This window comes from Clostridium sp. AF27-2AA (genome assembly GCF_003478505.1).
Classification (GTDB): domain Bacteria; phylum Bacillota; class Clostridia; order Lachnospirales; family Lachnospiraceae; genus Brotaphodocola.
The window spans coordinates 89,188-102,363 of sequence record NZ_QUFI01000006.1 but is presented as its reverse complement, the minus strand read 5'-3'; the positions used below and the strand labels follow the sequence as shown (position 1 = coordinate 102,363).

Below are 13,176 nucleotides of genomic sequence, written 5' to 3'. Positions count from 1 at the left end.
TATACCCGCATAGGTTTTTGCGAATCCGGAGCGTGTCAGCGACACGCAGGGATTGGATTATTTGATTTACAGCTCGCAGTTGCCTACAGTTCTCGGGAACGGGATGACGTCGCGGATGTTGCCCATGCCGGTTAAGTACATGACGCAGCGCTCAAAGCCAAGACCGAAGCCGGAGTGGCGCGCGGAACCGTATTTGCGAAGATCCAGATAGAACTGGTAATCTTCCTTCTTTAAGCCCAGCTCGTCCATGCGCGCGGTCAGCTTCTCAAGGTTATCCTCACGCTGGCTGCCGCCGATGATCTCGCCGATGCCCGGTACCAGACAGTCTACTGCGGCAACAGTCTTTCCATCCGGGTTCATCTTCATATAGAAGGCCTTGATCTCCTTCGGGTAGTCGGTCACGAATACCGGCTTCTTGAAGATCTGCTCGGTCAGGAAGCGCTCATGCTCGGTCTGAAGGTCGCAGCCCCAGGATACCTTGTAGTCGAACTGGTCATTATGCTCCTCCAGGATCTTAACAGCCTCGGTGTAGGTCACACGGCCGAACTCGGAATTTACGACGTTGTTCAAACGGTCTAACAGGCCCTTGTCGATGAAATTATTGAAGAATGCCATCTCCTCCGGAGCGTGCTCTAAAACATAACGGATGACATATTTTAACATGCCCTCGGCAACCTCCATGTTGTCGTCCAGATCAGCGAAGGCCATCTCCGGCTCGATCATCCAGAACTCTGCGGCATGGCGGGTGGTGTTGGAATTCTCAGCGCGGAAGGTTGGTCCGAAGGTGTAGATGTTGCGGAATGCCATGGCGTAAGTCTCGCCGTTTAACTGGCCGCTTACGGTTAAGTTGGTCGGCTTCGCAAAGAAATCTTTGGTGAAATCAACAGCACCGTCCTCGGTCTTCGGGATGTTGTTTAAATCCATGGTGGTTACCTGGAACATCTCGCCTGCGCCCTCACAGTCACTTCCGGTAATGAGCGGGGTGTGAACGTATACGAAGTCACGCTCCTGGAAGTACTGGTGGATGGCGTATGCGATCAGGGAACGTACGCGGAATACAGCCTGGAAGGTGTTGGTGCGCGGACGCAGATGGGTGATGGTACGCAGGTACTCCAGGGTGTGGCGCTTTTTCTGCAGCGGGTAGTCCGGAGCGGACGGGCCTTCTACAGCAACCTCAGAAGCCTGGATCTCAAATGGCTGCTTTGCGTCCGGGGTAGCAACCAGGGTACCCTTTACGATGATGGCTGCGCCTACGTTCAATTTGCTGATCTCGGCAAAGTTTGCCATGTTGTCATGATAAACGACCTGAAGGGTCTCAAAATAGGTTCCGTCGCTGACTACGATAAAGCCAAAGGCCTTGGAAGCACGCACGCTGCGCACCCAGCCGCCGATGGAAACCTCTTTATCCAGGTAAGCTTCCCGATTTTTATACAGTTCTCTTACAGTAACTAAATCCATAATACTTCTCCTTTGATCTGCATTCTTTTCAATCTTTTAACAGATATATCATTATTTGCATACTTAAACAAGATTATACTTCATTTTATAAAGTGATTCAAGAAAAATATCGAAATACGCGTATTTTCGGCTCTGCCCGGGAAGCAGTACGACAAAATCCATAAATTGTGTTACCCAATTCCCAATATACCATATATTGACAAATGTAAAAATTACGCAAAAAGTGTCGGAAAATGTACAAAAAATATTGAAAATAATACAATTATTTGTTCACTTTCTCTGAAATGCGTGGTATAATAGTAGGCACAAGAAAACACTACAGCGAGGTGATAACGTGATTAAAAAGGAAATGATTGCCATGCTTTTGGCAGGGGGACAGGGCAGCCGCCTTGGAGTATTAACGCAAAAAGTCGCAAAACCGGCAGTATCGTTTGGCGGCAAATACAGAATTATCGATTTTCCGCTCAGCAACTGTATCAATTCTGGCGTTGACACAGTTGGCGTTTTAACACAGTATCAGCCATTACGTCTGAACAGTCACATCGGAATTGGCATTCCGTGGGACTTAGACCGTAATGTCGGAGGAGTTACCATTCTTCCGCCGTACGAGCGGAGCAAGGGCAGTGACTGGTATACCGGTACTGCGAACGCCATTTATCAGAACCTGGAGTACATGGAAAGCTACAATCCGGACTACGTTCTGATTCTTTCCGGCGACCACATCTACAAGATGGATTACGAGGTTATGCTGGAATATCACAAAGCAAATAACGCAGATGTCACCATCGCATGTATGCCGGTGCCGATCGAAGAGGCAAGCCGCTTCGGTATCGTGATCACCGATGAGAATAACCGTATCACCGAGTTCGAGGAGAAGCCGGCGCATCCGCGCAGCAACCTGGCTTCCATGGGAATCTACATATTCAGCTGGAAGGCACTGAAGGAAGCCCTCATTGCCATGTCTGAGGAGCCTGGCTGCGATTTCGGTAAACACGTTATTCCATACTGCCATCAGAAGCAGGAGCGCATCTTTGCCTACGAGTACAATGGCTACTGGAAGGATGTCGGAACCCTCGGCTCCTACTGGGAGGCAAACATGGAGCTCATCGATATCATTCCGGAGTTCAACCTCTATGAGGAATACTGGAAGATTTATACCAAGAGCGATATCATCCCGCCGCAGTATGTGGCAGCAGACGCGGTGATTGACCGAAGCATCATCGGTGAGGGAACCGAGGTACACGGAACCATTACCAACTCGGTCATTGGCGCGGGCGTTACCATTGAGCCGGGGGCAGAGGTACACGATTCCATCATCATGCGCGACTGTCATATCAAAGCAGGCGCAAAAGTGAACAAAGCGATCGTGGCAGAGGATACTACGGTGGGCGAGGGCTCCGAGCTTGGTGTGGGCGAGTACGCACCGAGCAAATACGACCCGAAGGTTTACCAGTTCGACCTGGTTACCATTGGGGAGCACAGCGTGATCCCGGACCATGTCAAGATCGGTAAAAATACCGCAATTTCCGGCGTCACCACTCTGGAGGATTACACCGACGGGGCACTGGCAAGCGGAGACTACATTATAAAGGCAGGTGGCGTACGATGAAAGCGATTGGTATTGTATTAGCAGGCGGAAACAGTAAGAGAATGCGGGAATTATCCAACAAGCGCGCGATTTCCGCAATGCCGGTTGCAGGCAGCTACCGCAGCATTGATTTTGCGCTCAGCAACATGAGCAACTCCCATATCCAGAACGTGGCAGTATTTACCCAGTATAACTCCCGTTCCTTAAACGAGCATTTAAGCTCCTCCAAGTGGTGGGATTTCGGAAGAAAACAGGGCGGACTTTATGTATTCACCCCGACGATCACCGCAGAGAACAGCGACTGGTACCGCGGCACCGCAGACGCCCTCTACCAGAACCTTTCCTTTTTAAAGAACAGTCATGAACCATACGTAGTCATTGCTGCCGGCGACGGTATCTACAAGCTGGACTACAACAAGGTTTTGGAATATCACATTGAGAAAAAGGCAGATATCACCGTAGTCTGCAAGGACATGCCAGAGACAGAGGATATCACCCGTTTCGGCCAGGTAAAACTGAACGATGACGGCCGCATCGTCGACTTTGACGAGAAGCCTATGGTATCCACCTCTAGCACCATCTCCTGTGGTATCTATGTGATCCGCAGACGCCAGCTCATCGAACTCATCGAACGCTGCGCCGCAGAAGACCGTGTGGATTTTGTACGCGATATCCTGGTACGTTATAAGAACTTAAAACGTATCTACGCATACAAGCTGGATTCCTACTGGAGCAACATTGCATCTGTAGATTCTTACTACAAGACCAACATGGACTTCTTAAAACCGGAAGTACGCAACTACTTCTTCAAGGAATATCCGGATGTATACTCCAAGGTGGATGATCTTCCACCGGCAAAATACAATCCGGGTGCCCTGGTTAAAAACAGTCTCATCTCCAGCGGTTCCATCATCAACGGAACTGTAGAGAACTCTATTCTGTTTAAGAAAGCATATGTGGGAAACAATTGCGTGATCAAGAATTCTATCATTCTGAACGATGTTTACATCGGTGACAATACCGTCATTGAGAACTGCATCGTAGAGAGCCGCGATACGATCCGTGCCAATACCACCTATATCGGTACGCCGGATGATATCAAGATTGTTATTGAAAAGAATGAGCGCTATACGCTGTAACAGTGTGGAGTATTCGCTTATGACATCATGAAAACACGCAGACGGCTGACCGGGGTGGGCATTTCGTCTGTCTCCGGACTGCCGCATAAGAACGGGGGAGGGGTTTCCACATGCAAATAACAGATGTGAGAGTGAGAAAGATCGAAAAAGAAGGGAAAATGAAAGCAATCGTTTCCATTACCATAGATAACGAGTTTGTTGTTCATGACATCAAGGTCATCGAAGGCGAGAAAGGATTGTTCATTGCCATGCCGAGCCGCAAGGCTGCGGATGGTGAGTACCGTGATATCGCACATCCGATTAATTCGGGAACCCGCGATATGATCCAGTCCGTGATTCTGGAGCGTTACGCGACCGCGGCACTGGAGGACCAGCAGGAAGAGCTGGCATAAACAAATAATGAAAGTCTGAAGATGCCTGGCAGAGAATTGCTGCCGGGCGTTTTTTACATTTTTGGCCTGATTTTATCCCAATTCTGTCGAGGTTTGACCAATTCTGCCGAAGTGCTTGTATCTTGGGCACAAGATTGCTATATTAAGGGCACAAGGGAGGAATTCGTTATGGAAAAGACAACAGTACATGATAATTTGCATACAGAAGTAATGGAAAACGTGATCTATATTCAGATGCTTGGAGGCTTCAGCATGACTTACCATGGGCAGCCGGTTCTGCTGGGCAAGAGCCTCAGCAGTAAAATGCTCCATTTGCTGATGCTTCTCATCTACAGCAGAGGCGAGGGTATCCGCCGGATCCGCCTTCTGGAGCAGCTTTACGGAGACAGTGATACCGAGCAGGCAGCCAATTCCCTGCGGGCCATGATCTTCCGCCTGAGAAAGAGCCTGATTGCCGCCGGATTGCCGGATGGAGAGTATATCTCCACAAAGGGCGGCGTATATATGTGGACAGCGGATCACGTAGATGTGGAGCTGGACGTAGAAGTGTTCCAGAAACAGGTCATGGCAGCATTGGAGGAAAAGGACCCGGTCAAAGCGGTGGAGCTTCTGGAGGAGGCCTGCGGCCTTTACAAGGGCGAGTTCCTGCCGCTGATGATCGCTGATGACTGGGTATCTGCCGCGAACTGGAAGTATCAGGAGCTTTACTTCAAGGTCTTACGGGAACTCACCAGACTCTTGAAAAAACAGAACCGCTACGAGGAGCTGCTCCCTTATTGCGAGCAGGCCCTCAGCCGCTATCCCTATGAGGAGTGGCAGCTGGTCAAGCTGGAATGCCTGACCGCCATGAAGGATTACCAGACAGCGGTAGAATACTATGAGCAGATCGCCAAGGAATCCCAGCAGGAATATGGCATCCGCATGTCAGAGGAGATGATGGAGCATTACCGGGCCATCCGCAACATGATCCAGTACGAGATGAATAACATCGAGGAGATCCAGCAGCACTTAAAACCGGATCCCAACGTGTTTGGCGCGACCCGCTGTGATTACCTGACCTTCATCGACATTTACCGTTACATTGTCTGGGTGCTGGGACGTGAAGATACCAGAGCGCATCTGGTACTCTTTACCCTTATTGACCGGGAAGGCGAGCCGCTGGAATCCTCTGAACAGCTGGAGGAGGTACGGCAGAGACTGGAGCGCGCGATCATCCGTTCCGTGCGCCGCTCAGACCTGTATACCCGCTACGGCAAGAACCAGTTCCTGGTACTGGTAACCAGCACAGACCAGAAGGGATGCCACATCGCGGCAGACCGCGTGTGCAAGAATTTCCGGGCAGCAAACCGGAGAAAGAAGATTGATGTCTATTATGCCTGCAGACCGGCTCTGGCTGTTGCCGGAGACAGCCTGAAAAAGAACATGGGAAAGAATGTCAAGGAGCTGGAAATCTCCGAAGAACCGGTAACAGAAAATACCGGAGAACATGTTCCGGAAAGCGAGAATTAAGAAAACGTTAAGAAGGGCAGAGACGGGCATAAAATGTGGAAGAAATGAGAAAAAAATCCAGAGAAAATGCGGAAAGTAACAGCTGACGTAACGCCCCAAAGCGTATATTGAACATGACAATGAAATCATTGTCTGGAAAACGTTCTTATTCACGTTCAGATAGCCAAAATAAAGGGAAAAGGAGAGAGAAGTATGAAAGGACTCGAAGCGAAAACACTGGGCCTGAAAAAAGTCATCAGGCACGAGTATAAACGCATCGTGGCGTTTATGCTGACCGTAGCCATGGTTGTAACCAACTTTGGCACGAACCTGACCGTAGCGTTTGCGGCAGGCGAAGAAACAAGCTCTCTGTTCCTGCTCGACAGCAGTGAACTGGAAGACGCGATCAGCACCGCTCTGGAAAGCGGAGATGTGTTTGATTTTTCTTCATTAGAGCTGAAGGCAAAACAGAAGAGCCTGAAAACTTCCTATGAAAAGTTAATAGGAAGCAAGGCCGGAAAGGTATATCAGCTCGATGTAGATATCGACAGCAGTTATGCGACAGAGCATACAGATCTGCAGGTATTCTACAACGCAGGTACCGACGATGTGGTATTCCTGTTCATCAATGAGAGCGACATGGCAGTAACCTTCCGCGCAAACGTAAGTGGATATGAAACTGCACGTGTCACCGTAAATCCGAACACCACCAACATCGAAGATGCAGAGGGCGTGGAGAACGCGGAAGACTACAGCGGCACCACCATGGTGGACGATGAAAAGAAGCCGCAGGCAGAGGTTGTAAAGCCGGAAGGCGAAACCTCTGAGACTGTTGAGAACGGTTCCGATGAGACTGAGGAAGAAACCAAGGCAGACGTAACCGAGAGCGAGAACGCTTCCGAGAGCGGCGAGACCGAGGAAACCACCGGCGCTGAGAATTCTTCTGAGACCGACGAGACCACTGCAGCAGAGGAGACCGAGGCAGAGGCTGAAGAGACTGCAGAAGAAACCGAAGCAGCTGAGCCTGAGACCGAAGCACCGGCAGCAGAGGAAGAGCTTCAGGCAGAAGAGGGAAGCGCAACTGCATCCATCTCCGCAAAAGAAGTATTCCGCGTAAGCACCAGCGCAGAAGTGGCTGAGGAAACCTTAGCAGACAGCACTGAGGAAGAAACTGAGGCTGAGACCGAGGATAAGGCTGAGGTTCCGGAAAAGGAAACCGAGGCTATTCCGGAGACCACCGAGGCAGAAGAGACTGTTGCTGAGGATAAGACCGAAGAAACCGTAGCAGATGAGTCTAAGGCAGACGAGACCACCGCAGCAGATGAAACCGCAGACGGTGAGACCGTGGCTGACGAGACCAAAGACGGTGAGCTTGTAAACGACGAAACCAAGGCTCCGGCTGAGAATCCGGCAGATAACAATGGTGACAGCAGCGAAGTTGACTTTGATGGCGATGAGCAGTTCCTGGAGGACGATTCCATCGAACTGATGGGCGAGCTGGCAGGTAAGGCATACAACACCGTAACCATCTGGGGACGCGCAAACGCAAGAGCCTATGCAGTGAAGGCAGAAGATCTGGTTGGCGAGGCAGCAGTAGAAGGCCAGTACAACGTAGATTACTCTGTAGACCCGGTAGGCGCAGCAGCAATCAAGGGCGCTCATACCGTAAACGAGGGCGAGACCCTGTACTTCGCAGTAGACCCGCAGGTGGGTTATGAGATCACCGAAGTAACCGCCAACGGCGAGGAACTGGAAGAAGTAGACGCAGCAGGCGTAGCCAGCGCATCCAACCTGGAGAAATACGCACACGTTTACGCAGTAGAAGAAGTAAGCGAAGATCTGGAGATCGTAGCAAGACTGGAAGAGACTGCAGACGTGGCACATCCGGAATTCAACGCATCCTATGTGGGCAGCGATGGCGTAACCATCAAACTGCACGCAGAAGAAGGCATCATTCCGGAAGGCACCGAGCTTGACGCAACCGAAGTAACCGAGGCACTTGGCGACACCATCAAAGAGAAAATGGAAAGCGAGTCCGAGGGTGCGGAATTCAACAAGGTATTAGCATACGACATCAACCTTCTTTATAATGGAGAGAAGCTCAGCAACAGCTGGTCCAAGGACGGCTATGTAGACGTAACCTTCACTGGCGCTCCGATTCAGGAAATGACTGAGATCTCCGACAAAGTAGAGATCGTAGCCGTAGACGACACCAGCAAGACCCAGCTGACTGCAGAAAAGGCAGAAGCAGTAGAGGCCAGCGAGCTGAAGCTGGAGAGCGTAAGCGAGCAGAGCGTAGAGGGTGAGGCTGTAGAAGAAGTTGGATTCAAGGCAGAGCACTTTACGATTTATGCGGTGACAGCATCGAGTGGTGTTATGGCAGCTTCTATTGAAAAATATAATACTACTATGAAGATTGGTCAGACACAGACGCTTGAAAGTGACAAGAGCGGGTATTATGTAAGCTGGTCATCTTCGAATGAGAGCGCTTTGACGGTGACCGGAAGAGGACAGACTGCTACGGTAACAGCGGTTGGAGTCGGAACTGCAACGATCACCCATGTTTATCATAATTATTGGGGCGGGAATCCTAGAGAGGATACGGCGACCATTACCGTTACCGCAGATCCAATCACTGGAGTGACCTTAACCGGTGAAGATACGGTGAAAGCATTTGACAGTATCAAGTTGACTGCAAAAACAGAACCAGTAGGGTCTGCAGCTTCTTCATTAGAATGGGAATCTTCGAATACAGCAATTCTCACAGTGGATAATACTGGAAATGTGACGGGAGTTGCTCCTGGAACCGCCATTGTGACGGTGCATGCAACTTCTTTTGTTGATGCTAAAGTTTATACAGAAACGAAAGAAATTACGGTAATACCTGCGACACAGTCAACAGATAAGGCGTTGTTCTATTATTTAAAAACACCGACTAGCGATCCTAAATCTAATGCTAGAGATCAATGGGGAGAGTGCATCGGAACAGGAACTATTACAGTAACCGGCGGCACTTGGGTAGATTCTGGAAAAAATATGTATAGCCCGACACATAGAGTTCTTACATGGCCAGATGGATCTACTGGATCCACATGGACTATTGATAAGAACAAATATGGTTCTCATTGGGATGCGATTTTTAATGCATATAAAAGAAGTGTTGAAAGTAAGTATAATGGTGTCACGTTAACGAAAGATGATATTCAGTCAATTACGTTAATACCATATAAAATTTCACGAAATAATAGTTCTAATCCAGATAAGCATGTTGATTGTCAAGTTCGTATTGTAGTTAAAGATTTTTACAATGCAATTTATTATGTGGAAGATGCTGGCGAGACTGGTTTCCAATCAGTACAGCAGTCTGGCCCATATCGTAGCGGAGATACAACAGCACCGACTGCTACTACAGTGGCAGCTTATCCAGATACAAAAGTAAAAAATGGCGTTACCTATACATTTGTAGGTTGGTATGATAACGAGCAGTTTACAGGTAACGTAATATCTTTCCCATATGCAATGCGTGCGAATAAAGAATTTTACGCAAAGTATGTTGCTGGATATAATGTAAATTATGATTTGGATGGTGGAAGTTGGAATATTCCAAGTACATATTTTAAAAATGCAGATTCAAATGTATATGTAGTTGGCACAACTCCGACAAAAACAGGCTATGATTTTAATGGCTGGGATCGTCAGGATGATGATTCTCATGTTTATGTAGCTAATGAAAAATTCATGATGCCAGATAATAATGTTACTTTTAAGGCAAAGTGGACTCCGAAAGAAGTATCCTACACAGTAAATTATTATTGGGCAGGAACTACAACTTCTGTGGCAGAATCAAAAACAGTAACAGGTAAGCATTTTGGTGATGTCATAAATGATGAAGTACCTGTTGAGGCTGAAGGTTATACGGCTATCAATACACCGCAGTCTTTAACGCTTGGTTCCGAAGCCAATATTATTAATTTCTACTATTATAAGAACGTAATTTTGACTGCCAATAGTGATGAGAAGACTTATAATGGAAATGAACAAAATGTACATGGTTATACCTGCTCTGTTTCTGGAGTAGTATTCAGTAGGATAACAGCTGTAGCAAACGGAACAGATGCAGCAGAGTATGCGTCCACATTTACGGAAAATGCGGTTGGAAAGATTGATGACAGCAGAAGATATATTGTGGAATCAACTCATACTGGTCTTCTGAAGATTAAGCCGCGTCCGGTAACAGTTAAAGCAGCGAGTGATGAGAAGGAATATGATGGAACCGTTCTTACCAATGCAGGCTGGAGTGTGGAAAAAGCAACAGAAACTACCGGCCTGGTAGGAACTGATACGATTGGAAGCGTAAAGGTAACTGGTTCTCAGTTATATCCGGGACGCTCATCCAACGTGCCGTCAGAAGCAAGCTTTACAAGCGGCAAGGCAACGAACTATCAGATCAGCTATGTAAACGGAACTCTTGAAGTTAAAGATCGCAGTACTAAATATGTGATTACGGCAAATGCACCGGATGGAGAATACACATACGATGGAACAGCCAAGACAGCATCCGGAGTTACTTACGATACATTAACTTTTGGAGGAGAGACGTACACCGTAGAAGGCCTGAGTTCCAGCAGAACAGAGATAGATGCGGATCCAGCAGGATATGAAACCACGATTGTAGGAACGGCAGTTGTAAAAGACAGTGCTGGCAATGATGTAACAAATCAGTTCAGAGTTGACACGACTGATACCGGCCTTCTGAAGATTAACCCGCGTGAGGTAACAGTAACGGCAGCGAGTGATGAGAAGGAATACGATGGAACCGTTCTTACCAATGCAGGCTGGAGTGTAGAAGCAGCAACAGAAACTACCGGCCTGGTAGGAACTGATACGATTGGAGACGTAAAGGTAACTGGTTCCCAGTTATATCCGGGAAGCTCATCCAACGTACCGTCAGAAGCAAGCTTTACAAGCGGCAAGGCAACGAACTATCAGATCAGCTATGTAAACGGAACTCTTAAAGTTAAAGATCGTGGCACCAAGTATGTGATTACGGCAAATGCACCGGATAGAGAATATACATACGATGGAACTGCTAAGACGGCATCCGGAGTTACTTATGATAAGTTAACTTTTGGAGGGAAGACCTATACTGTAGAAGGTCTGAGTTCCAGCAGAACAGAGACAGATGCGGATCCAGCAGGATATGAAACCACGATTGTAGGAACGGCAGTTGTAAAAGACAGTGCTGGCAATGATGTAACAAGTCAGTTTAGTGTTGATACAACTGATACCGGCCTTCTGAAGATTAACCCGCGTGAGGTAACAGTAACGGCAGCGAGTGATGAGAAGGAATACGATGGAACCGTTCTTACCAATGCAGGCTGGAGTGTAGAAGCAGCAACAGAAACTACCGGCCTGGTAGGAACTGATACGATTGGAGACGTAAAGGTAACTGGTTCCCAGTTATATCCGGGAAGCTCATCCAACGTGCCGTCAGAAGCAAGCTTTACAAGCGGCAAGGCAACGAACTATCAGATCAGCTATGTAAACGGAACTCTTAAAGTTAAAGATCGTGGCACCAAGTATGTGATTACGGCAAATGCACCGGATAGAGAATATACATACGATGGAACTGCTAAGACGGCATCCGGAGTTACTTATGATAAGTTAACTTTTGGAGGGAAGACCTATACTGTAGAAGGTCTGAGTTCCAGCAGAACAGAGACAGATGCGGATCCAGCAGGATATGAAACCACGATTGTAGGAACGGCAGTTGTAAAAGACAGTGCTGGCAATGATGTAACAAGTCAGTTTAGTGTTGATACAACTGATACCGGCCTTCTGAAGATTAACCCGCGTGAGGTAACAGTAACGGCAGCGAGTGATGAGAAGGAATACGATGGAACCGTTCTTACCAATGCAGGCTGGAGTGTAGAAGCAGCAACAGAAACTACCGGCCTGGTAGGAACTGATACGATTGGAGACGTAAAGGTAACTGGTTCCCAGTTATATCCGGGAAGCTCATCCAACGTACCGTCAGAAGCAAGCTTTACAAGCGGCAAGGCAACGAACTATCAGATCAGCTATGTAAACGGAACTCTTAAAGTTAAAGATCGTGGCACCAAGTATGTGATTACGGCAAATGCACCGGATAGAGAATATACATACGATGGAACTGCTAAGACGGCATCCGGAGTTACTTATGATAAGTTAACTTTTGGAGGGAAGACCTATACTGTAGAAGGCCTGAGTTGCAGCAGAACTGAAACGGATGTAGATCCTACAGGAAATGGCTATGTGACCACGATTGTAGGAACAGCAGTTGTAAAAGACAGTGATGGGCAGGATGTAACTGAACAGTTTACAGTAAATGCAACAGACACTGGTTTATTAAAAATTAATCCGCGTAAGGTAACAATTACGGCAGCAAGTGATAAGAAACAGTATGACGGAACCGTACTTGTTAGTGGTAATTGGAGCGTGGAGAAAGCAACTGAAAATACTGGACTTGTAGGTGGAGATGTAATTGGAACTGTAAAAGTAACAGGTTCTCAGTTACAGCCTGGTAAATCTTCTAATGTACCGTCAGATGCAAAGTTTACGGTAGGAAAAGCTTCTAACTATGATATTGAATATGTAAACGGAAGCTTAGAGATTACTGGTAACAGCAATAACAATAATGGCGGCGAAGGTGGCGGAAGCTCCTCTGGAGGTGGCGGAAGTTCTTCTGGCCCGAGAGACAACGGTTCTACACCGTCCGGCGGCCCAGGAGCAACAACCGTAACCATTGACCCGGATGCAGTTCCGTTAGCAAACCTGCCGAACGAAGATGGAGCAGCTGATCTGCTTGTGATCGATGATGAGGACGTTCCGTTAGCGGCACTTCCGAAGACCGGTCAGAGCGGAGCAAGCGGACTGGTACTCTTCCTGTCCAGCATGATGCTCGCGGCATTCGTGGCAGTCAGCAAGAAACGCGAAGATGATAAGTAATGGAATCGTTTTCAGCCATAAGTAATACAGCGAAAGCGCTTGGGAGCGAAATGCTCCCGGCGCTTTTCTGGTACCCTAAAGTTTGTCGAAGCGTTCTCATTGCAATACATTCCGAATTTTGCTA

General features: G+C 47.9%; 6 protein-coding genes. 5 read left to right on the top strand and 1 reads right to left on the bottom strand.

Annotated features, from left to right (window positions below; translation table 11 throughout):
- Positions 1 to 66: 66 nt before the first annotated feature.
- Positions 67 to 1,458, bottom strand: a complete 1,392-nt coding sequence (gene asnS / locus DWY84_RS05220; protein ID WP_118531457.1) for an asparagine--tRNA ligase — start codon at positions 1,456 to 1,458, stop codon at positions 67 to 69.
- 334 nt (positions 1,459 to 1,792) lie between these two features.
- Here asnS and DWY84_RS05215 point away from each other — a divergent pair, with 334 nt between their 5' ends.
- The 5 genes from DWY84_RS05215 to DWY84_RS05195 all read left to right on the top strand — a co-directional run bounded on the left by DWY84_RS05215 (position 1,793) and on the right by DWY84_RS05195 (position 13,052).
- Entirely contained in the window at positions 1,793 to 3,067 is a 1,275-nt protein-coding gene (locus tag DWY84_RS05215; protein WP_118531455.1) for a glucose-1-phosphate adenylyltransferase, read from the top strand.
- Positions 3,064 to 4,185, top strand: a complete 1,122-nt coding sequence (gene glgD / locus DWY84_RS05210) for a glucose-1-phosphate adenylyltransferase subunit GlgD (RefSeq protein ID WP_118531454.1) — start codon at positions 3,064 to 3,066, stop codon at positions 4,183 to 4,185. The genes DWY84_RS05215 and glgD overlap by 4 nt, the downstream gene beginning before the upstream one ends.
- A 110-nt stretch (positions 4,186 to 4,295) precedes the next feature.
- On the top strand, positions 4,296 to 4,577 hold the full coding sequence (gene spoVG / locus DWY84_RS05205) for a septation regulator SpoVG (RefSeq protein ID WP_118531453.1): 282 nt from the start codon (positions 4,296 to 4,298) through the stop codon (positions 4,575 to 4,577).
- 168 nt (positions 4,578 to 4,745) lie between these two features.
- Complete coding sequence (locus tag DWY84_RS05200; RefSeq protein WP_182434916.1) at positions 4,746 to 6,086, top strand: BTAD domain-containing putative transcriptional regulator; 1,341 nt, start codon at positions 4,746 to 4,748, stop codon at positions 6,084 to 6,086.
- 192 nt (positions 6,087 to 6,278) lie between these two features.
- Positions 6,279 to 13,052, top strand: coding sequence for a doubled motif LPXTG anchor domain-containing protein (locus tag DWY84_RS05195; protein WP_118531450.1), 6,774 nt, complete (start codon positions 6,279 to 6,281; stop codon positions 13,050 to 13,052).
- Positions 13,053 to 13,176 lie beyond the last annotated feature (124 nt).